Here is a 21,604-nt window from a genome sequence, read left to right on the forward strand (position 1 = left end):
ATGTAGTGTGAACATTTCTCAGTCCAGCTTGATATTTGCAAAAAGTGAACCAAGGGATGTTGTTGCCTCTTCACCGGACTCAGGAAGCTCAAAAATCTCCTCCTCAACTTCCTTCGCCATCAGATCAGATGCTTCTTTAATGCTTAAGCTCAGTTTTCCGTCCTTGATGGCAATAACTTTAACTTTGACCTTGTCGCCTACATTTACTGCCTCTGAAGGCTTCTTAATCCTTTTTTCGCAGATCTGTGAAATATGCACCAGACCGGAAATTCCATTTCCGAGATCAACGAAAGCACCATACGGTTGTAGGCTTTCAACAGTTCCTTCTGTTACAAAACCAACCTCAATATTGGATATCTTATTTCTGCGCTCTTCATCTGCCTTTTCACGAAGAAGCTCTTTCGCAGAAAGCACAAGTCTCTTTTTCGCTTTATCAACATCAATAACCTGTACAGTAAGCGGTTTATTCAGATACTCTTCCGTATCCTCAACGTAGCTCAGAGCCAGCTTGGATGCCGGAATAAAACCACGAATGCCTTCCACATAGGCAATAGCTCCGCCGTTTACGATACCTTTTACAACAACATCCAGTGCTTCTCCTGATTTCTGAAGTTCAGCAAGTTTATCCCATGCCAGAACCTCTGCTGCCTCCGCTCTGGAAAGCAGGATATTGCCCTGGCCATCGTCTTTACGAAGAACAGTTGCCTGGATCTCCTCGCCCGGCTGTACTGCCTCTTTCAGATTAAACCCCGGCTCCCTGGAAAATTCCTCTGCCGGTATGAATCCCTCTGTATAATATTTAAGATCAAGAACAACACCTGTCTCATCAACACTTACAACTGTACCGGTGATAATGTCACCTTCATCAATTTTTTTAAAAGAAGCCTCGAGCTCCTGCTCAAAATCTTTCATAGACTCCGCCATTTCCTGACCTCCTGTTCACCTTTATCTATTTATCATTTACTGCCAGCCGACGCTTTATGCCTGCTGCCGATTTTATCCTCATCTTAGTTATTATAGCATGAGCCATCAGCCCGCGCCATGTTTTTTTAGTACATCATAAACCAAAAAAGCCCCTGCATTCCTGCAGAAGCTTATTTTTTTAATATTTAAAGTATTTTTTTCCATAAAACGAGGAGTGCCCCGGTAGTGGCTTACCGGGGCGATTATTATGAAAAAAATTGTATGTGTAATGATACAGATACACACCATTACAGCGTCTTTTGTAGTGTTCTTTCGAACTGTTATTATAGTAGCAGACAAATATGAACATTTTATGAACAGCTCGTGAACTTTTAGCTTATTTGCACAATTTTCTTCGTCATTTTCCTCTTTTTTTATAAAAACGCCACATTCATGTTTCTATCTCAAGTCCTAAATATTGTACATTTTGTACATTTTGTATAAAACCAGTAATAATAGTCCTAATAAAAGTGACATTTAAAACACCTGCCTCTTACTGACGGGAAAGCATTCCCTTAACAAACTGAATTGCTTTCTGGAAAATATTCTTCACATCTGATTTTGTGACACCCATATCTTTCAGAGTGCTGTATGCATCATTTACATATTTCTTGATCTGGTCATCGCTGACATCAATTCCGCGGAACTTGCTGATTATATTTACCAGTGAGCTCTTATCATCATCGGAAAGTGACACTCCATAATAATCTGCTGCTTCATCGATTCCCTGTGAGATCTCATCGTCTGTGATCTGATTGGAATCAAAAAGTCCTTTCACATAAACAATGATATCGCTTACTTTGTCCGGGTCAGCTGCAAGAGATTCAACTTCGTTATTTTTAAGAATTTCCTCAGCCTGGCTCATAACTGAACCGGAATCAGATGCCATAACCATCATCGGTGAAGTACAGGAGATAATACCTGCAACAACCAGTGCTGTGATCCTGTTCATTTTTTTCATAATATTCATCCTCCATATAGGCATCTGCCTGTATACCTAAACTATAACTATTCTCTGTTTCAATAAATTTGTTTCCTTTTGACGCTCCCCAGTATAACACACCTCCCCCACACCTTGTAAAGCCAGCTTTTCCTTTTTTCACAATTTCCAGGTCAGACTTTATGTTGTGCCGGAAAATATATTCACAATATTTTCATATTTCCAACAAACTTTCCTAACATTTCTTTCTTATAATAAATATTGTAAATTTTTCATTACTTACTTGTGTCTGACAGATCAGGCACAACCTCCTTTCTATGACAAGTTATATATGTGCGTATGGATTCCTCTCCAACGTCCATACGCACCACGCAAAAAGAACCCGGAACAGCTGCCCGGGTTCTTTTTGTATCTTAAAACGTTTGTTTATTTTTTCATTTCATAAATACAGTTGGCAAGCATTGCAAACTGTTCCAGAGTTAGTGCCTCTCCTCTGATATTCAGCGGAAGTCCGCACTTTTCGAACACATTCTCAATTTCTTCCTTACTCAGGGAAAAATCTCCGGAATTTTTGATTCCGTTTACAAGAGTCTTTCTTCTCTGGTTAAAAGATGCGCGGATCAGCCTGAACATGAGACGTTCATCATAAACATCCACCGGCGGCTTCTCATAACGCGTCAGTTTAATAACTGCACTCCCAACCTTAGGACGTGGCATGAAACAATTCGGCGGCACATTGGCCACGATCTCCGGTTTCGCATAATATTGCACAGCCAGCGAAAGTGCTCCATAATCCTTGGTGCCAGGTCCAACCTGCATACGGTCTGCAACCTCTTTCTGCACCATAACAGTGATGGAATCCACCGGAACATTCTTCTCAAAAAGTCCCATGATGATCGGAGTTGTAATGTAATACGGCAGATTCGCCACTACTTTTACCGGTTTACCGCCATTCTTTTCATCTGCGATCTTTTTAATATCCGTCTTAAGGATATCATTATTGATCACAGTTACATTATCCCAATCCTTCAAAGTATCTTCAAGGATCGGAATCAGGGAACTGTCGATCTCTACAGCAGCAACCTCTCTTGCTGCTTCCGCAAGATACTGGGTCATGGTTCCGATTCCGGGACCGATCTCCAGTATAAAATCATCCTTCGTGATTCCTGAAGAATCTATGATCTTCTCCAGAACATGTTCATCGATCAGAAAGTTCTGACCAAACCTTTTCTGGAAAACAAAATGATACTTTTGAAGGACTTCAATGGTATATTTCGGGTTGCCCAGATAAGGTCTGGTCATATTTCTTTACCTCTGCTTTTCTGTTTATTCTTATCAGCTGAAATCCTTTTCAAGAAGTACAGTATAACCATCACGGTCCACTCTCTTCTTGGATCGTTTAAATAATCCGCCCTGTGCTTTTGCCATTGCGTTATCAAGCATTGTCTTCACGGTTCCGATGCACATCGGCTGGTCTTCTTTCTGGTTGATTCCAATCAGATTGTACAGCGCAAGCATGCCCATCTGGTCAATTCGGAATCCGTTTTCCATTGTATAGACCTTCGCAAAATTAACAAGCTCATCATTTGTAAATACAGGTATATTGATCATGGATGTAAACTTCTTCGCAAGCTTCGGATATCTTGCGATCAGCTTACGCATTCCGATCTTTTCATCCTCAAGAATGACGATCATACCCTTCGTATTTCCGTTCATCACTTCATCAAGCTCATCTGCTGTTTCCTGGGAAAGCTGGTTTGCATTCTCAATAACAAGAAAACCTCCTGCAAGCTTGGATACAATATCTGACATGCTTTTGCCGTTAAGATCTTCTGCGAATATATAAGCAACCTTGGATGCCTCAATATTCAGTTCTTTACAGATTGCCGGGATCAGACTTGAGATCAGCCTTGTTTTTCCTGTTTCCCTGCCACCCATAATGATCACATTACCTGTCTGGGAAGTCTTATCAGCAGCACCCTTCTGTACATCACAGAGCACATCAAGCAGCTGCTCTTTCATTCCCGGAACTGCTACAAAATATGTGAAAAGCTGCTTTTCTTCATCAGTGAGCTGTTTCTTTCTGGAAATGATCTTATTTGGATCCCTCTCCGGCTGGATGGTCTCGATGAATTTCTCAAGCTGCTCTTCCTCGCTGAGTTCTTCTTCCTCATCATCCTCTTCCATAGCTCTGTTATCCAGAAGGCTGGCAATGAAATCATCTTCTTCATCGTCCTCGTCTTCCGGCTCTGCTTCAAATTTATCCGCAGAACTGAAATCCTCTGCACTGTATTCCTCTTCCTCATCAAGAGGAGTTTCTTCCTCCGTAACAGTTGCTGTATCGTCTGTGATACCATTTTCTGCTGCAATTCCCGGTGCTTCTTCAGTTTCATCTTCTTCTAATTCCAGAGAAGGGATCTCATCGAATCCATCATCCTCTTCATCCAGATCTGCATCTGGCTCGTCCGGCTTCTGCACTCCAGCCGGTCCATTGAGAAATTCAGCCTCTGCAGCCTGCAGATCCTCCTCTGTAACAGGCTCTTCGTCCTCATCAAACACAACATCCGGAACACGGTTAAGTGTGTGTTCTTCCGTATCTGCTTCCTGCTGTGCGGAAATCTGCGCCATGATATCCTCGATATCTGCTGCATCCGGCTCCTCCGGAACAAATGGATCCTCTGCAAGGTCAAGATCATTCTCTTCCTCAGCAGATGTAACTTCTGCATTCTGTGCATCCTGAGTTACATCTTCTTTTGGAATTTTGATTCCCTGCTCTGTTGCAGCTGCAAGAATCGTATCTTCCAGATTAAATCCCTGATCAGAATCTTTTTTCTCGCCTACTGAAGCAGCAATATCATCAATGTTTCCAAAAATTCCTGACGCATCCGGAATATCAGCAGCACTGCTTGCATTCTCCGGATCTACATTTATCATAGATTTCGGAATCTTCAGCTCAGGCATGCGCATTGTAGCGGAGAAATCCGGCTGGTCTTTCTCTGCCTTCTCTTCTTCTTTATCCTGCAGTTCTTCCGTCTTAAGCTGTACCGTTCCCCCTGACAGATTATCAATACCCGATACCAGCATTTCCTCACCGTCTGCGATTTCCGGCTCTTCCTCGGACGCCTCTTCCGAATCCTCCTCAATTTCTGCCTTTTCAGTTTCTTCTGCGGCAGCAGCCTCAGCTTCCGGTGTATCTTCTTCTGTATCCGAATCCGAAACATTCAGATCCTGCTCATTCTCTTTTTCTTCATCTGCAGTATTTTCTTCCAGTTCCTCAGATTCTTCGGACTTCTTATGTCCACCGAAAATATCCCGGAAACCTTTTGAAATTTTTTCCTGTAATGTCTCTGCACTGCTCAGATCACGCTCATCATCCACCTGAATCGTATCTGTGACCGGTCTGGCCTCTTCATATTCTGTATCAGCAGCTGCTGTTTCCTTACTCTCCCTGATCTCCTGGGCTTTTTCCGGCGGAATCAATTTCGGAATAAACTGCTGCTCATATTTCTCTTTCTCCTCACCAGTAAGAACACCCATTCTCTGCTTCAGGTCAAGAGCCTTCATCACATAATTGCCATCATTAAACCAGAGAACCATCTCATTGCATAGATCCAGACATTTCTGCTTGTCTCCTGCTTTATAATAAAGCTTAGCCAGCTCATATGACCAGCGTTCTGTGAATTCCTTCTCCTTGTATTCCTCAAGAATACGGATCTGCTCATTCAGAGATGCGTTCTTCGCTCTGGCAATCTTATATTTCAGTATATACTGGCTGTTGTCACTGCCTGCCACTTCTCTGTATTCATCAAAGAATTCTGTGGCTTCACTGATCTGTCCCATCTTAAGTGAAACTTCTATCAGACGGTAAAGAATATTCTTACCGATCGGTGCTCTGTGATACGCAAGAAGAAAAATTTCCTTGCTCTCCTCATAGCGCTTGTTGGCAGCGTAAATCTCGCCTACAACGCAAAGGGTACGGACATTCTTCACACGACGCCATTCAATGCTGTCAACAATCTGCATGGCACCTTTGTAATCCTGGGCTTCAACCAGTTTATTAATCTGACCCAGCTTGACGCGAAACTCCTCTTTATCCAAAATATTCACCAACTTTCCATATTCAGAATCAGTTTAACATATGCCTACGGCCTTGTCAAAACCCTTTAGGCATATAAACGTGCCCTTTTACCACCTGAAAAACCTTGTTGATCTCAAACTGATGACTGACAAAATCATCCAGACCTGTACAGGTGATAAGTGTCTGTATATCATGTATACTTTCCAGAAGATATGTCTGCCTGTTACTATCCAGTTCCGAGAGCACATCATCCAGCAGAAGCACCGGCGTATCCCTGATCTTTTTTTTGACCAGATATATCTCCGAGAGCTTCAGTGAAAGTGCTGCTGTCCTCTGCTGTCCCTGCGAACCATACTTCCGGATATCAATACCATTTACCTTCACGCAGAAATCATCTCTGTGCGGTCCCACGGAAGTAAGCTTCATCCTCAGATCCCGGTCTCTGTTCTGCACAAGCTTCTGCTCAAAATCTCCTGCTGTCACACTTGGCTCATACAGGATCTCAAGCTCCTCCAAACCTCCTGTCAGACCCTTGTGGAGGCCTTTTGCAATCTCATTAAGTTCTTCAACGAATTCCTCTCGTTTCTCAATGATCTTCCTTCCATAACCAAGCATCTGTGTATCCCAGATATCTAGTGTATCTTTCAGTCCCGGATTTGCATAACAGTCTTTGAGAAGACGGTTTCTCTGGTTCACAATGTGATTGTAGCTGGCCAGCTCCGTGATATAAACACCATCCAGCTGACAGAGCTCCGAATCCAGAAAACGTCTTCTCTCTCCCGGTCCATTCTTGATAATATTAAGATCCTCCGGAGAAAAAAACACAAGGTTTACCACTCCCAGAAGCTCCCTTGCCTTACGGATCGGCAGCCCGTTGATGGCAACTCCTTTCGCTTTGTTTTTCCGGAGGTGCATGTCTATTTTGTATGAAAGATCGCCCTTTTTCACCATCATTCGGATGTGGGATTCCTCATTCTCGAAGCGGATCATCTCCCGGTCCTTGCTCCCCTTATGGGATTTACTTGTCCCGGCCAGATAAACAGCTTCCAGAATATTTGTTTTTCCCTGGGCATTATCGCCATAGAGAATATTGGTCCCCTGATCAAAATTCATCTCCAGCAATTCATAATTCCTGAAATTATTCAGTCTGATGGATTCAATGTACATTCCTTCACCCAATCACATAAATATCTTTTCCATCGTAGGAAATGGTATCTCCCGGATGGATCTTGCGGCCGCGGCGGTTTTCAACCTCGCCGTTTACCAGAACAAGGCCGTCATTGATAGCATATTTCGCCTCAACACCGTCTTCCACAACCCCCGCCAGCTTCAGTGCCTGACCAAGCTTAATAAATTCATCTTTAATTCTGATTTCCACTTCTTTTTCCTCTCAAAATATCAGGCAGATTTTAAATATCTGCCCTGCAATAAATTACCGCCAGTAAAAAATCCTCTATATTGATCAGATTTGGGGGCAGTTTTAACTACCACCTTCAGACTTTTTTCAAAAAGGGGTAGTTTTAAAATACCACCTGGCAGCTATATTTTCAGTTACATATGCTTCAATAATGCTGTTTGCGTGTACGTGTCACGCGGACATATACATTATAATGCACAATTACTATCTTCCCTGATTCTGGTTGATGTTTACCGGAAGGATCAGATAAGTATAATTCTCCTCATCATCACGGATAAAGCAAGGTGCTTTCGGGTTTACAAGGTAAATTGTAACGGTCTCATCATCAATAACACGAAGAGCATCGATCAGGAATTTCGGGTTAAAGCCGATCATAATATCTTTACCCTCTTTCTCAATATCGATCTCCTCATTCATGGAACCCATTGCAGAATCAATACGCAGCTCCATATCATCATCTGTGATGTTGATAATGATTGGTTTTTTATCAACCTCGCGGACAAGAAGTGTCGCACGATCGATACAATCCAGGAACTCTTTTTTGTTAATTTTCAGTTTTGTTTCATAATCACTGGAAAGCATCTGATCAATTCTGAAATATTCGCCCTCAATCAGTCTGGAAACTACCATAGTCTGATCAAATTCAAAGAGAATGTGGTTTTTTGTAAAGTAAATACTTACCTGATCATCCACTTCTCCGGACAGGATCTTGCTTACTTCACTTAAAGTTTTTCCCGGAACTACCACTTTCCGGTCAGAATACTCTTTTTTAAGTGGCATTTTTCGGATCGCAATACGGTGGCCATCCAGAGAAACTACTTTCAAACAGTTATCCTTGATCTCAAAAAGTTCACCTGTCATCAGCTTGTTGTTTTCATTCACAGCAATAGAAAAAATGGTCTGTCTGATCATTTCTTTCAACGTATACTGAGAAATTGTAAGTGGTTCATCCTTCTCGATCATTGGTAAATAGGCAAAATCTTCTCCGGATTTTCCGGGAATATTGAATTTTGCTTTTTCACAGGTGATGGTTGCTGTATATTTATCATCAGTTTTAATAGTAATATCATTATCTGGAAGTCGTCTGATGATTTCATAAAAAATCTTTGCATCAAGAGCGACCATTCCTTTTTCTTCAATAATACCATCAACGATAGTTTCAATTCCCAGTTCCATATCATTGGTGGTAAATTTAATTTGATTTGTTGTTGCATCCATAAGGATACATTCAAGTATTGGCATGGTGGTTTTTGATGGAACTGCTTTGAGTGCGATACTTACACTTTTTAACAGACTTGATTTGGAGCAGATAATTTTCATAATGTGTATAACTCCTTTTTTGGATAAATTGTGGTTTTTATAGATATATTTATAGAAAAAATCCGCCGTAACCGCCGTAGGGGGACAGATTTTGTGAAAAACTCCCGTAAGGCTGATGTTTTCAAGGGTTTTCAGGTGGGATAACTTTGTGTAAAAGTGGTAGTTTCGGATGTGAATAAACCGGGGATAAAATTACCGCCGCTTTTTTGCAAAAAAGTTGTACACATCCTTCCACATACAATCAACACGTTATACACCAGTAATGTGGAAAACTTTCCTAACCTTGTGGATTAATCTTCTTTTTCAATATATCTATGGTATTTTTTAAGTTATCGTCGTTCTGCAATTCGTTTTCGATCTTTTCAATGCCGTGCATAACTGTTGTATGGTCACGGTTTCCAAGTGCTTTTCCGATATTTTTCAGTGGTGTGGAAATAATTTCACGGCAAAGATACATGGCAACCTGGCGAGGCATGACGATTTTTGAGTTTCGTTTGTTTCCGCTTAAGTCTGCTGGTGTTACTCCGTAATGTTCGGAGACAACAGAGATAATATATTCCGGTGTGATCACTTTTTTCTCATCTGGAGAAATAATATCTTTCAGTGCCTGCTCGGCAAGTTCAAGAGTGACCTCTTTTTTCTCAAGTTTAGCTCCGGCCATAACCTTATTGAAGGCACCTTCCAGCTCTCGAATGTTGGATTTGATGTTGGTTGCAATGTATTTGATGACATCTTCACTGATGTTGTAACCGTTCATCTCCTCATTTTTATGAAGAATTGCCATTCGTGTTTCATAATCCGGCAGTGTAATGTCTGCGATCAGACCCCATTCGAATCTTGAACGGAATCTTTCTTCCAGAATCTCCATATCTTTCGGTGGTTTATCTGAAGATATGATGATCTGCTTCTTGGCACTGTGGAGACTGTTGAAAGTATGGAAAAATTCCTCCTGTGTGGATTCCTTTCCTATAATAAACTGAATATCATCGACGAGAAGAACATCAATATTTCTGTATTTTTCACGGAATTTACTCATTGCAGTATTGTTTCCGTTTCGAATGGTTTCGATCAGTTCGTTGGTAAATTCCTCACTGGTTACATAGAGAACCCGGCTGTTCTGGTCGTGTTCCAGTATGAAATGAGCGATGGAATGCATAAGATGAGTCTTTCCAAGTCCGGCTCCTCCGTAAATAAAGAGCGGATTGTAAGTATCTCCCGGTGATTCCGCAACTGCCAGAGCTGCTGCCTGAGCGAATTTGTTGTTGCTTCCTACAACGAATGTGTCGAAAGTGTATTTTGGATTTAAATGTGCTTCTTCGTAACGTGTATCCTGAACCTGTTTATCATAGGAAGTATTTTTTTCGTTTTTCTTGGGGAGATCTTTTTCCAGGACGAAGCGAACCTCGCATTCTTCCATGCCTGTGAGTACACAGATCGTAACCTGAAGTGGTATTTTATAACGTTTACTGATGTAATTAACACCGATGCCTGCCTGCTCAGAGGGAACAATGACTGTTATCAGATTTCCGTCAACCTCATAGACTTTCAGCGGTTTAAGCCAGGTATTAAAAGGGACATCAGTCACCTCATATTCAGATTTGACAGTGTTAAGGATCTCCTCCCATTTTTCAATAACAGTGTTCATTTTTTCCTCCCATGAGTATTATAATAACCCCAGCCTGTGGCTGGAGACAGATATCCTTTTATATATTACACTGAAAATGGGGTTTTCGCAATGGAAAACGTTGAGATTTTGGGGAAAACATTGTGGATATCCTGGGGAAATTGATGTGGATTAGGGTGGAAAACTGTGGATAACAGGTGAATTGGTTTCCATAAGTAGAAACTGCGTGGATAATGTGGAAGAATTATGTGTATAAAATAATCCACTGTCAAAATACCGCATATAAAGGCTTTTTTTGACATCAAGGTGAAAAAATGTTTGAAAAAAGTGGATAGTTTTCCCGGTAATCCACTAGTTATCCACAAGTTATCCACAAAATGTGGATAATGTTACGTAAACCATATGCACTTTCCACATAAATGTAAAAATAAAAAACCGCGAGATGGTGGTAGTTATAAGAATGCCTGATTTTATAGGTTTTTTCGCATTTTTTACTTGACGAAAAGGAGGTTTATTTATATAATTGAAACGATGTTCTGAATGATAAGTTATTTCATAACAATTAATTAAGAATAGATAAAGGAGGTGCTTTACCTATGAAGATGACATTTCAGCCAAAAAAGAGATCCAGAGCTAAAGTTCACGGCTTCAGAGCTCGCATGAGCACAAAGGGCGGACGTAAAGTATTAGCTGCAAGAAGATTAAAAGGAAGAAAACAGTTATCAGCATAAGCTGCAAGACCGCATTTATGTGGTCTTTTCTTCTATCCGGAGAAATATCCGTGCAGACGGAATTTAATTAAGGAGGATTCGTTTGATCAGATCAGAGTCCTTAAAGAAGAATAAAGATTTTAAAATTGTATATCAGAACGGAACATCATACGCAAATCGGCTTCTGGTGATGTACGTGCTGAAGAATCAGCACAAGAAGAATCGTCTGGGAATATCTGTAAGTAAAAAAGTAGGGAATAGTGTGGTTCGCCACAGACTCACCAGACTGATAAGAGAAAGTTATCGTCTCAACGAAACAGATTTTGACAGTAACCTTGATATTGTAGTAGTAGCGAGAGCTTCTGCCAAGGGCAAAGGCTTTCACGAGATCGAGAGTGCTTTTCTGCATCTTGCAAGAAAGCATCACATAACAGGGAATGAACATGATAAAGAAATTTCTGATTAAGATGATAAGACTCTATCAAAAATATATATCGCCGATGAAGAGAACGAAATGTCCTTATATTCCCACATGTTCTCAATATGGTTTGGAAGCAATCGAAAAATATGGCGCATTCAGGGGAAGCCTTCTTGCGGCATGGAGGATTCTGCGATGCAATCCTTTTTCCCATGGAGGCTATGACCCTGTGCCATGAATTATTTTGGACTGCCTGGCCTCTTTTTCCCAGGGGTGGAGCAGTTACCATTGGACTTTTACAATTGAATAAGAAGTCTAGGAGGAAATGAATTTGGAACTGTTTTTAGCAACAAAAACCGGAACTCCTATTATCGGACAGATCGTGTCTGTGATGGGATGGATCATGGATGGCATATATAAGATGCTTGACGGCCTGTTCGGAATCCAGAACATTGGTCTTTGTATCATTATCTTCAGTATTCTTATCTTTGCCTTTATGACACCGCTGCAGATCAAGCAGCAGAAATTTTCCAAGTTAAGTGCGATCATGCAGCCTGAGATCCAGAAGATCCAGAAGAAATATCAGGGTAAAAAAGATCAGGACTCCATGATGAAAATGAACGAAGAAACCCAGGCTGTTTATCAGAAATATGGTGTTTCTCCCACCGGTAGCTGTGTACAGTTAGCCATTCAGATGCCTATTCTGTTTGCACTGTATCAGGTTATCTACCGAATTCCTGCTTACGTTGGAAGTGTAAAGAGCATTTTTACTGGTGTAGTTGACAAGCTGGTAGTTGTAAACGGATACACGGATATCCTGCAGCAGTTTATTACAGATAATTCCATGACACGAGTACGTCTCGTTATGGACAGTGCCGGAAATGCTACAAGTAACTCTATTGTTGATTTTCTGTATGCACTTTCTCCTGAACAGTGGAAAGAGCTGGCCAAGATGGATCAGTTTTCAGGCTTTTCTGATATGATCACAAGTACTTCTCATGAGATTTCCAAGATGCAGGGATTCTGTGGACTGAATATCGCAGACCAGCCACTGTACTATATCATGGAGTTCCTCAAAAATCATGGTTCTCTGTTACTTGCGATCATAGCACTTCTGATCCCGGTTCTTGCATGGGCAACTCAGATGCTTAACCTGAAGCTTATGCCACAGGCAGCAACACAGCCGACAGACGGAAATGATCAGGCCAGTGCAATGGCAAGCTCCATGAAGACCATGAACATGGTTATGCCGCTGATGTCTGCATTCTTCTGCTTCACATTCCCGGTTGGTCTTGGTATCTACTGGATCGCCAGTGCTGTTGTACGAAGTGCTCAGCAGTTTGCGATCAACCGTCATCTTGATAAGATGAACATTGATGATCTGGTTAATGAGAATATGAAGAAGATCGAAGCGAAGCGTGCGAAGGAAGGACTTCCGCCTCAGAAGATCACAAATCAGGCTCATCAGTCCGCCAAGAATATCAATAAACCTGTAATTGATAAGGGTAACAGCGGAAACAATGGTGCTTCAGACAGAGCACGCAAGGTTGATGAAGCTTATGCGAAGTCAAGAAATGCAAAAGCAGGAAGCATCACAGCCAAAGCTAATCTCGTAAGAGACTTTGACGAGAGAAATAAGAAGAAATAATCAGGAACGGAGGGGTTCGTAATGGAGGATTACATTCAGTTTTCAGCAAAAACAAAGAATGAAGCTATCACAAAAGCGTGTCTTGAGCTTGGAACTTCCAGTGACCAGCTTGATATTCAGGTTATCAGTGAAGGCAGCTCCGGATTTTTCGGAATCGGCAGCAAACCTGCCGTGATCAAAGTTCGCAGAATCGAGCCAGTTTCTGATATGCAGGAAATCGATGCTCTGGTAGAGTCCGTGAAACTGGATGCTGTTAAGGATGAGAAGGAATTAGACAAGCCGTTTACTCCGAATGTTAAGAAAGAATCTGCACCGAAAGCAGCTCCTGTAAAGGAGAAGAAACCGGTGAAGACAGAAACTGTACAGATGGAGAAAACAGTTGAGAAAGCACCTGCAAAGGCTGCAGCACCGAAGGAAAAACCGGTAAGAGATTTCCAGGGCAAAGCCAAGCCTGTACGTGAGAAACAGCCAAGAGCTCCTAAGGAGCGTCAGCCAAAAGAAACACGTGAAAAGGCACCGAAGCAGGGAAGACCGGTGGAGATCCTTACAGATCCGCAGAAGATCAAAGAGGTTGAGGAGAGAGCAGTTGTATTTCTTCATGATGTATTTGGTTCCATGGATCTTGGAGAAGTGGAGATTACATCCAAATATAACACTGCAGATGGCTCTCTTGATGTAGATTTTGAAGGTGAGGATATGGGTATCCTCATTGGAAAAAGAGGACAGACACTGGATTCTCTTCAGTATCTGACAAGCCTTGTGGTAAACAAAGGAGAGTCTACTTATATCCGAGTAAAACTTGATACAGAAGATTACAGAAGACGCCGTAAAGAAACTCTGGAAAACCTTGCAAGAGGAATTGCTTTCAAGGTGAAGAAAACCAGAAAACCGGTAGTTCTGGAACCGATGAATCCGTACGAGAGAAGAATCATCCACGCATCTCTGCAGGGCAACCGCTATGTAGAGACAGTCAGTGAGGGTGAAGAACCTTACAGACATGTAGTGGTAAAACTGAAAAGGAATAATTACTGATTCAGTGGTAAAAAATATAAGCCGTAGTCCGGAGCGAAAGCTCTGTGGATACGGCTTTTTTTACTGATAAACTGCGAAGTGGTTTATCGGTGCAGAGCCAGGTGGCGAATATGGATTGCGAATATCCGCTTGATTAGTGTGCCTGACGGGCACGAGAGAGGCAGGTCATCATTATGAAAATTGAAAAATTTGTAAAGCTTATGACAGGGCATTTTGATAATAAAGAGCAATTTACAGAAATGAAAGAAGCCGGGAAAATATTTCCGTATGCACAACATGTAAATACAGTATGCAATGATAAAATAAAAAATATTCCTGAAGATTTTACTGGAATATTTATTGTAGAAGAAAGCTATTATGAGACGGCCGGAAGACGTCACGCATCACCACATCTATTTCTTATTACAGATAATAACGATAAAATTATGCTGTCTTCCTATGAAATTCCGGAAGGAGAAGACAAAAATACGTTTTCTTATAATTCTATGAAGACTGTAGATTATAGTGAACTCAGAAAATCTGTGAAGTTTACACCGGCATTATATCAGGAAAAGGATGGTTTTTGGGAAGGCGGCAGTGTGAGCCAATTTACTCCGGTTGTGACATTCAGACTGTGGGAAAAATTCTCAGATGCGTGTCTGGAGGTATCGGAAAGTATGGAAGTGAATGGAAAGAGAACCTTCGGATATGATGTTCCGATTATTTACAAAAGGGTATAACAGCTATTAAATCTCTTAAAACAGGTGAAAGCTTAATGGGAAATTAAAAATTATCATTGCAATCTCCACAGCAATTCTTTATAATCATTGAAGAGAAATAATAAAAAATATTTCGTTACTGTTTACATTGTTCTCAGTTTTTCTGTGACCTTTGCTTACAAAAACATTTCAGTGAACAGTAACGATATTTCTGCAGCGGACATCCGGAATGCAGAGATCACATTTATAAATATAGAAACTGACAGAAGATGTTATTCTAGGTGAAAGCGTGAATAATACGTGTTTTTTGCATGTAAAAAGCTTTTCCGGAATAACTTTTTTTGTGCCGGGATTATGAAGCAATCCTGTTGGCAGGAACTTTTGAGAGGAGAGTGAATAATGGAGGAGACAACGATTGCTGCGATTTCCACAGCTATGAGTGCATCGGGAATCGGAATTGTCAGGATCAGCGGGCCGGAAGCTTTTGAGACTGTATCAAAAGTGTACCACTCCAAGGGTGGAAAAAAATCTCTGGAGAATGTCCCAAGCCATACGATTCATTACGGATATATATATGATGGCGAGGAAATGATAGACGAAGTACTGGTCATGGCCATGCGAGGTCCACGGACATATACAGGTGAAGATACAATAGAAATTGACTGTCATGGAGGCGTTCTGGCAATGAAAAAAGTATTGGAGACAGTACTGAAAAATGGTGCCCTAATTGCCGAACCAGGAGAGTTTACCAAGCGAGCGTTTCTCAATGGAAGGATCGATCTGTCTCAGGCAGAAGCTGTTATGGATGTAATACAGTCCAAAAATGAGTACTCATTAAAAAATTCTGTAGGCCAATTAAAAGGTTCAGTACGAAAAACAGTACAGCAAATCAGAGAGAAATTACTGTACCATATTGCGTACATTGAATCGGCATTAGATGACCCGGAACATTATGATCTGACAGGATATTCTGAAGAATTAGAGAAAATCGTGTCAGAAGAAAAAGAAAAAATACAGGGACTCCTGAAGACAGCAGAAGACGGAAAGATTATGCAGGAAGGTATCCGAACAGTGATACTGGGCAAGCCAAATGCAGGAAAGTCATCGCTGCTGAATCTGCTTCTGGGAGAAGACAGAGCCATCGTAACAGATATTGCAGGAACAACCAGAGACGTACTGGAAGAGTATATAAACCTGAATGGAATCACATTAAAGATTGCAGACACGGCCGGTATCCGCCAGACAGAAGACATCGTGGAAAAGATCGGCGTATCCAAGGCAAAAGAAATGGCAGCAGATGCAGATCTGATACTTTATGTAGTAGATTCCTCAGTACCATTGGATGAAAACGATGAAGAGATCATAAAAATTTTGCAAGAGAAAAAGACAATTGTCCTCTACAGTAAGACAGATCTTAAATCGGCTATAGATATAGAATATTTAAAAAGTAAAATAGATCAGCCAGTGATACCGATTTCGGCAAAAGAAGAAACCGGAATTACAGACCTGGAAGAAAAAATCCGGGAAATGTTCTTCAGTGGAGAGATCAACTTCAATGATGAAGTTTATATCACAAATGAACGGCATAGACAGGAGTTTTTAAAAGCTGTGGAAAGTCTTTCTCTGGTAGAAAATAGTATAGAAAGCGGAATGCCCGAAGATTTCTATTCCATAGATCTGACAGATGCATATGAGAGTTTGGGAAGGATCCTTGGAGAATCACTGGGGGAAGATCTTGTTAATGAGATATTCTCTAAATTTTGTATGGGAAAATAGTGTCCATATAAAAAAATAAGAATCCTGTCAGGGGAAAATAAACTAATCAAATTTATAAAGAAATAAAGAAAAAATAAAAATATATACGAGGAGAAAAAGCATGAAAAATCTGGAACAGTTTTTCGACATCATAGTAGTAGGCGCAGGCCACGCCGGCTGCGAGGCTGCATTAGCAAGTGCCCGTTTGGGTCTGCAAACCGTTATGTTCACAGTCAGCGTAGACAGCATTGCTTTAATGCCTTGCAACCCCAACGTAGGAGGCAGCTCCAAAGGTCATCTTGTCCGTGAGCTGGATGCTCTCGGCGGTGAAATGGGCAAAAATATAGACAAAACATTTATTCAGTCCAAAATGCTCAATCAGTCTAAAGGACCGGCAGTTCATTCTCTCCGTGCACAGGCAGACAAACAGGCCTACAGCACAGAAATGAGAAAAACGCTGGAAAACACAGAGAATTTAACCATTCGCCAGGGCGAAGTAACCGAACTTCTGGCAGAAGACGGACACATCACGGGCGTAAAAACCTTTTCAGGAGCTACTTATCATGCAAAGGCAGTCGTTCTCTGTACAGGAACCTACCTCAAAGCCCGCTGCATCTACGGCGATGTAAGCAACTATACGGGACCAAACGGACTTCAGGCAGCCAATTATCTCACTGATTCCCTGAAAAAACTGGGAATCGAAATGTTCCGTTTCAAAACAGGAACACCGGCCCGAATCGCCGGAAACACCATTGATTATTCCAAGATGGAAGAACAGTTCGGAGACAAAAAGGTAGTTCCGTTCTCCTTCTCAACAGACCCGGAATCCGTACAGATCGAGCAGAAATCCTGCTGGCTGACCTATACAAACGAAAAAACACACGAAATCATCCGTGCAAATCTGGACAGATCCCCACTGTACTCCGGTATGATTGAAGGAACCGGCCCAAGATACTGTCCGTCCATTGAGGATAAAGTAGTACGTTTTGCAGATAAAAAACGTCATCAGGTATTCATCGAGCCGGAAGGTCTTTACACTAATGAAATGTACATTGGTGGAATGTCAAGTTCCCTTCCGGAAGATGTTCAGTATGAAATGTACCATTCTGTACCAGGACTGGAACATGCCAGGATCGTAAAAAATGCCTATGCTATCGAGTATGACTGCATCAATCCACGCCAGCTCTATCCAACACTGGAGTTCAAAAAGATCAAAGGACTTTTCAGCGGCGGACAGTTTAACGGAAGCTCCGGATACGAAGAAGCAGCCGCTCAGGGCCTTATCGCAGGAATTAATGCAGCAATGGAAGTAAAAGGAAAAGAACAGCTCATTCTGGATCGTTCAGAAGCATATATCGGTGTTCTTATCGATGACCTTGTAACAAAGGAAAATCATGAGCCATACAGAATGATGACAAGCCGTGCAGAGTACCGTCTGCTTCTTCGCCAGGATAATGCAGATCTCCGTCTCCGCAAAAAAGGCTGGGAGGTAGGCCTGATCGACGATGAAACCTATCATAAATTACAGGAAAAAGAGCGTATGATCCGGGAAGAGATCGAGAGGGTAGAACATACAACTGTAGGTGGTTCTGCAGAAGTACAGAGTCTTCTGGAATCTCAGGGAAGCACACTTCTGAAATCCGGAACTACTATTGCAGAACTGATCCGCAGACCTGAGCTTAATTATCATGTACTTGCGCCAATTGATAAAGAAAGGCCGGAACTTCCGGAAGATGTATGCGAGCAGGTAGAAATTAACATCAAGTATGACGGTTACATTCGCCGTCAGATGAAGCAGGTAGAACAGTTCAAAAAACTGGAGCAGAAAAAAATTCCGGAAGATATTGATTATGAAGATGTAGGAAGTCTTCGTATCGAAGCCCGTCAGAAACTGGAATCTTACAGACCGATCTCCATTGGACAGGCATCCCGAATCTCAGGTGTATCCCCTGCTGATATCTCCGTACTTCTTGTATATCTGGAAAGCAGATCAGGACATAAGCATTAAGAACAAAGATATATCTTATCAGAACAACAAAAACATAAAGAAATAGAGAGGAAACTACATGTACAATTTAGAAATCCTGGAAAAAGGCTGTGAAGAACTTGGAATTACTCTAAATGACACACAGAAACACCAGTTTATCCGGTTTTACGAATATCTGATAGAAAAAAATAAAGTCATGAATTTAACCGGAATCACAGAATTTGATGAGGTTCTCGTGAAACATTTCCTGGACAGCCTCTGCTGTGTCAAGGCTGTAGATATGAGCCAGGTAAAAACTGTCATGGACATTGGAACAGGAGCAGGATTCCCGGGTGTTCCATTGAAGATCGCTTTTCCGGAGGTGGAAGCCTGCCTTCTGGATTCCCTGAACAAACGGGTAAAATTCCTGGAGGAAACCTTCGAACTTCTCGGACTTAACGGAATTTCCGCCATCCACGGAAGAGCAGAAGAATATGCCAAAAACAAATCCTACAGAGAAAAATATGATCTCTGCGTATCCAGAGCAGTATCCGGCCTGGCAACCTTATCCGAATACTGTCTCCCATATGTAAAAGTCGGAGGAGTTTTTGTGTCCTATAAATCCGGTTCCGTAAAGGAAGAAGCAGAAGCAGCAGAGAAAGCAATAAAGATTCTCGGCGGAAAGATTCGTGACATCCGGTACTTTGACCTTCCGGGCTCCGAGATCAGCCGCTCTCTGGTAATTATCGAAAAAGTAAAGAATACACCTGGCAAATATCCAAGAAAAGCCGGTACACCGCTCAGAGAGCCACTTGCATGATCGCTGAGTTCAGATGAATATATACAAGTCGAATTTGCTATGCAGTTCTGTACCGAATAACTGCAAGGAATTATTCGGTTAAATTGAAATCTCCTGTCGAACAACAATGAAATTTGTACGACAGGAGATTTTTTTGTCCAGCAGTTTCACAAAATTATCACAAAGTTATCCTACTTTTATCACAAATTACTTTTACACTATACAATGATAGAGATGCCCCTGGATTCCCCCATTCTCTGTTTCATCCAGGGGCATTTTCTATTGAAAAAGATGTTTAAAGGAGGAGAGTAAAGTGATTGAAGTAAGTAATCTGGTCAAAAAGTATGGCGACCATACCGCTGTTGACCACCTTTCCTTTCAAATCGAAAAGGGGAAAATTTACGGATTTCTGGGTCCCAACGGAGCAGGAAAATCAACAACAATGAACATGATCACAGGATACATTGCATCCACAGAAGGAAAAGTAATGATCGATGGTCATGATATTCTGGAAGAACCGGAAGCAGCTAAGAAATGTATCGGCTATCTGCCGGAAATGCCGCCACTCTATTTTGATATGACAGTTCTTGAATATATGAAATTTGCGGCTGATCTGAAAAAAATCCCAAGAAACCAGAAAGAAAAACAGATTAAAGAAGTCATGGATATGGTAAAGATCACAGACATGAAAGACCGTCTGATCAAAAATCTTTCCAAAGGTTATCGTCAGCGAGTAGGTTTTGCACAGGCAATCCTGGGCTATCCTGAAGTTATTATCCTGGATGAGCCGACAGTTGGACTTGACCCGAAACAGATCATTGAGATCCGTGACCTGATCAAGAGTCTGAAGAAAAAACATACCGTTATCTTAAGCTCCCACATTCTTTCCGAGGTTAGAGCCGTATGTGATTACGTCCTCATTATTTCCCATGGAAAACTGGTGGCCAGCGATACACCGGACAATCTGGAACGTCTGGCAGCAGGTTCAAACAGCCTTCTTATGAAAGTAAAAGGCGAGAAAGATACGATCCGCAAAAAGCTGGAAACCATTGAAGGTGTTACAGCTGTGGAAATGTCCTATGATAGCGATGAAGAATTGTGGAAAACAAAGATTTCCATTGAAGAAAATGTGGATATCAGAGAAGAAGTATTCTATGCCATGGCGAAAACAAATTGTCCGATTTATGAGATGCAGGTCAAGAGAGTTTCTCTTGAGGATGTATTCCTTGAACTCACTGAAGGCGAAAAGAAATCTTCGGCGGGCAAGAAGAAATCTCAATGGAAGCCGATAGAAGACGAACATAAAGACGAAGAAACAAAATCTGAGGAAACGGAGAAAGCTTCAGACGAGAAAGAGGGGGATCAGTCATGACAGCGATTTTTAAAAGAGAACTGAAAAGCTATCTGACCTCCATGGTTGGATATCTCTTTATATTTTTTGTCCTGGTGCTGACGGGAATTTATTTTTCCGCATATCAGCTTTCAGGCGGCTACTCAAAATTTGAATATACGTTAAGTGCACTGACATTTGTGTTCCTGATCGGTGTGCCGATCCTTTCCATGCGTGTACTTGCAGAAGAACGCAAGCAAAAAACAGATCAGCTTCTTCTAACCGCACCGGTATCTGTATGGGATATCGTATTGGGAAAATATTTTGCACTGGTTGCAGTATTTGCAATCCCGGTTGTGATCATGTGTTTTTATCCACTGATCATGAGTAAATTCGGAACAGTTTCCTTTGCTTCAGCATACACCGGAATCCTGGGATTTTTCCTTTTGGGATGCGCCAATCTGGCCATCGGTGTATTTATGTCAGCACTTACAGAAAGCCAGGTAATTGCAGCAGTACTTACGTTTGTATTTCTGTTTGCTTTTTATATGATGAACGGAATTTCTTCATTCTTTTCACAGACATCCATGTCAACAGCAGTTGCATTCGGACTTCTGATCGTGGCTGTTGCGATTATCATTTATACCATGATAAAAAATATTCTGATCTCTGCAGTGATCGGAGCAGCAGGAGAAATTGCCCTTGTTATCGTATACGTTGTGAAATCCAGTATTTTCCAGGGAGGAATCCAGAAAGTGCTGAATGTATTCAATCTGAGCGGACATTATGACAACTTTACAAACGGCGTGTTTGACGTGACAGGAATTGTTTATTTTATTTCTGTTGTTGCGATCTGCCTGTTCCTTACTATGCAGTCCATTCAGAAGAGACGCTGGAACTAGGGGG

At 41.5% G+C, this 21,604-nt stretch carries 19 protein-coding genes; 11 read left to right on the forward strand and 8 right to left on the reverse strand.

The annotated features are described in order from the left end of the window. Nucleotides 1-18: 18 nt before the first annotated feature. The 8 genes from HFM85_RS09740 to dnaA form a co-directional block, all read right to left on the reverse strand. Complete coding sequence (locus HFM85_RS09740) at nt 19-924, reverse strand: 30S ribosomal protein S1 (protein ID WP_173738010.1); 906 nt, start codon at nt 922-924, stop codon at nt 19-21. Between the two features lie 532 nt (nt 925-1,456). Beyond that, the gene (locus HFM85_RS09745; protein ID WP_173738009.1) at nt 1,457-1,924 is read right to left on the reverse strand and encodes a DUF1002 domain-containing protein; all 468 of its coding nucleotides are present in this window, start codon (nt 1,922-1,924) and stop codon (nt 1,457-1,459) included. Nucleotides 1,925-2,329: 405 nt separating this feature from the next. Beyond that, nucleotides 2,330-3,205 (reverse strand): 16S rRNA (adenine(1518)-N(6)/adenine(1519)-N(6))-dimethyltransferase RsmA, encoded by an 876-nt coding sequence (gene rsmA / locus HFM85_RS09750; protein WP_173738008.1) that lies wholly within the window; start codon nt 3,203-3,205, stop codon nt 2,330-2,332. Nucleotides 3,206-3,238: 33 nt separating this feature from the next. Beyond that, entirely contained in the window at nt 3,239-6,010 is a 2,772-nt protein-coding gene (locus HFM85_RS09755; protein WP_330603857.1) for a tetratricopeptide repeat protein, read from the reverse strand. 46 nt (nt 6,011-6,056) lie between these two features. Continuing rightward, nucleotides 6,057-7,148, reverse strand: coding sequence for a DNA replication/repair protein RecF (gene recF / locus HFM85_RS09760; protein WP_173738007.1), 1,092 nt, complete (start codon nt 7,146-7,148; stop codon nt 6,057-6,059). Between the two features lie 4 nt (nt 7,149-7,152). Next, nucleotides 7,153-7,359 (reverse strand): RNA-binding S4 domain-containing protein, encoded by a 207-nt coding sequence (locus tag HFM85_RS09765; protein WP_021650164.1) that lies wholly within the window; start codon nt 7,357-7,359, stop codon nt 7,153-7,155. A 243-nt stretch (nt 7,360-7,602) separates the two neighbouring features. Next, on the reverse strand, nt 7,603-8,718 hold the full coding sequence (gene dnaN / locus HFM85_RS09770; RefSeq protein ID WP_173738006.1) for a DNA polymerase III subunit beta: 1,116 nt from the start codon (nt 8,716-8,718) through the stop codon (nt 7,603-7,605). A 277-nt stretch (nt 8,719-8,995) separates the two neighbouring features. After that, complete coding sequence (dnaA, locus tag HFM85_RS09775) at nt 8,996-10,363, reverse strand: chromosomal replication initiator protein DnaA (RefSeq protein WP_173738005.1); 1,368 nt, start codon at nt 10,361-10,363, stop codon at nt 8,996-8,998. Between the two features lie 575 nt (nt 10,364-10,938). Here dnaA and rpmH point away from each other — a divergent pair. The 11 genes from rpmH (at nt 10,939) to HFM85_RS09830 (ending at nt 21,600) form a co-directional block, all read left to right on the forward strand. Then, on the forward strand, nt 10,939-11,073 hold the full coding sequence (gene rpmH / locus HFM85_RS09780) for a 50S ribosomal protein L34 (protein WP_005423866.1): 135 nt from the start codon (nt 10,939-10,941) through the stop codon (nt 11,071-11,073). An 82-nt stretch (nt 11,074-11,155) separates the two neighbouring features. After that, the gene (gene rnpA, locus HFM85_RS09785; RefSeq protein WP_119240151.1) at nt 11,156-11,518 is read left to right on the forward strand and encodes a ribonuclease P protein component; all 363 of its coding nucleotides are present in this window, start codon (nt 11,156-11,158) and stop codon (nt 11,516-11,518) included. After that, complete coding sequence (gene yidD, locus HFM85_RS09790; protein ID WP_173738004.1) at nt 11,496-11,708, forward strand: membrane protein insertion efficiency factor YidD; 213 nt, start codon at nt 11,496-11,498, stop codon at nt 11,706-11,708. The genes rnpA and yidD overlap by 23 nt, the downstream gene beginning before the upstream one ends. Before the next feature lie 87 nt (nt 11,709-11,795). Continuing rightward, the gene (gene yidC / locus HFM85_RS09795) at nt 11,796-13,118 is read left to right on the forward strand and encodes a membrane protein insertase YidC (RefSeq protein ID WP_173738003.1); all 1,323 of its coding nucleotides are present in this window, start codon (nt 11,796-11,798) and stop codon (nt 13,116-13,118) included. A gap of 21 nt (nt 13,119-13,139) precedes the next feature. Next, nucleotides 13,140-14,150, forward strand: a complete 1,011-nt coding sequence (gene jag, locus HFM85_RS09800; protein ID WP_173738002.1) for an RNA-binding cell elongation regulator Jag/EloR — start codon at nt 13,140-13,142, stop codon at nt 14,148-14,150. A 170-nt stretch (nt 14,151-14,320) separates the two neighbouring features. Next, nucleotides 14,321-14,869 (forward strand): hypothetical protein, encoded by a 549-nt coding sequence (locus HFM85_RS09805; protein WP_173738054.1) that lies wholly within the window; start codon nt 14,321-14,323, stop codon nt 14,867-14,869. A gap of 378 nt (nt 14,870-15,247) precedes the next feature. Then, a complete protein-coding gene (mnmE, locus tag HFM85_RS09810; RefSeq protein WP_173738001.1) occupies nt 15,248-16,624 on the forward strand; it encodes a tRNA uridine-5-carboxymethylaminomethyl(34) synthesis GTPase MnmE in 1,377 nt (458 codons plus the stop codon). A gap of 100 nt (nt 16,625-16,724) precedes the next feature. After that, on the forward strand, nt 16,725-18,611 hold the full coding sequence (gene mnmG / locus HFM85_RS09815) for a tRNA uridine-5-carboxymethylaminomethyl(34) synthesis enzyme MnmG (RefSeq protein WP_173738000.1): 1,887 nt from the start codon (nt 16,725-16,727) through the stop codon (nt 18,609-18,611). 58 nt (nt 18,612-18,669) lie between these two features. Beyond that, nucleotides 18,670-19,389 (forward strand): 16S rRNA (guanine(527)-N(7))-methyltransferase RsmG, encoded by a 720-nt coding sequence (gene rsmG / locus HFM85_RS09820; protein ID WP_119240157.1) that lies wholly within the window; start codon nt 18,670-18,672, stop codon nt 19,387-19,389. Nucleotides 19,390-19,681: 292 nt separating this feature from the next. After that, a complete protein-coding gene (locus HFM85_RS09825; protein WP_173737999.1) occupies nt 19,682-20,740 on the forward strand; it encodes an ABC transporter ATP-binding protein in 1,059 nt (352 codons plus the stop codon). Next, entirely contained in the window at nt 20,737-21,600 is an 864-nt protein-coding gene (locus tag HFM85_RS09830) for an ABC transporter permease (RefSeq protein ID WP_173737998.1), read from the forward strand. The genes HFM85_RS09825 and HFM85_RS09830 overlap by 4 nt, the downstream gene beginning before the upstream one ends. Nucleotides 21,601-21,604: the final 4 nt, after the last annotated feature.

Origin of the sequence: Blautia schinkii, from assembly GCF_013304825.1 — a bacterium.
GTDB classification, from domain to species: domain Bacteria; phylum Bacillota; class Clostridia; order Lachnospirales; family Lachnospiraceae; genus Blautia_A; species Blautia_A schinkii_B.

What these genes read in the sequence shown, in the direction of transcription:
- HFM85_RS09740 (WP_173738010.1), bottom strand. Translation starts at nt 924, where the DNA reads ATGGCGGAGTCTATGAAAGATTTTGAGCAGGAGCTCGAGGCTTCTTTT.
- HFM85_RS09745 (WP_173738009.1), bottom strand. Translation starts at nt 1,924, where the DNA reads ATGAAAAAAATGAACAGGATCACAGCACTGGTTGTTGCAGGTATTATC.
- rsmA (WP_173738008.1), bottom strand. Translation starts at nt 3,205, where the DNA reads ATGACCAGACCTTATCTGGGCAACCCGAAATATACCATTGAAGTCCTT.
- recF (WP_173738007.1), bottom strand. Translation starts at nt 7,148, where the DNA reads ATGTACATTGAATCCATCAGACTGAATAATTTCAGGAATTATGAATTG.
- dnaN (WP_173738006.1), bottom strand. Translation starts at nt 8,718, where the DNA reads ATGAAAATTATCTGCTCCAAATCAAGTCTGTTAAAAAGTGTAAGTATC.
- dnaA (WP_173738005.1), bottom strand. Translation starts at nt 10,363, where the DNA reads ATGAACACTGTTATTGAAAAATGGGAGGAGATCCTTAACACTGTCAAA.
- rpmH (WP_005423866.1), top strand. Translation starts at nt 10,939, where the DNA reads ATGAAGATGACATTTCAGCCAAAAAAGAGATCCAGAGCTAAAGTTCAC.
- yidD (WP_173738004.1), top strand. Translation starts at nt 11,496, where the DNA reads ATGATAAAGAAATTTCTGATTAAGATGATAAGACTCTATCAAAAATAT.
- yidC (WP_173738003.1), top strand. Translation starts at nt 11,796, where the DNA reads ATGAATTTGGAACTGTTTTTAGCAACAAAAACCGGAACTCCTATTATC.
- jag (WP_173738002.1), top strand. Translation starts at nt 13,140, where the DNA reads ATGGAGGATTACATTCAGTTTTCAGCAAAAACAAAGAATGAAGCTATC.
- mnmE (WP_173738001.1), top strand. Translation starts at nt 15,248, where the DNA reads ATGGAGGAGACAACGATTGCTGCGATTTCCACAGCTATGAGTGCATCG.
- mnmG (WP_173738000.1), top strand. Translation starts at nt 16,725, where the DNA reads ATGAAAAATCTGGAACAGTTTTTCGACATCATAGTAGTAGGCGCAGGC.
- rsmG (WP_119240157.1), top strand. Translation starts at nt 18,670, where the DNA reads ATGTACAATTTAGAAATCCTGGAAAAAGGCTGTGAAGAACTTGGAATT.
- HFM85_RS09830 (WP_173737998.1), top strand. Translation starts at nt 20,737, where the DNA reads ATGACAGCGATTTTTAAAAGAGAACTGAAAAGCTATCTGACCTCCATG.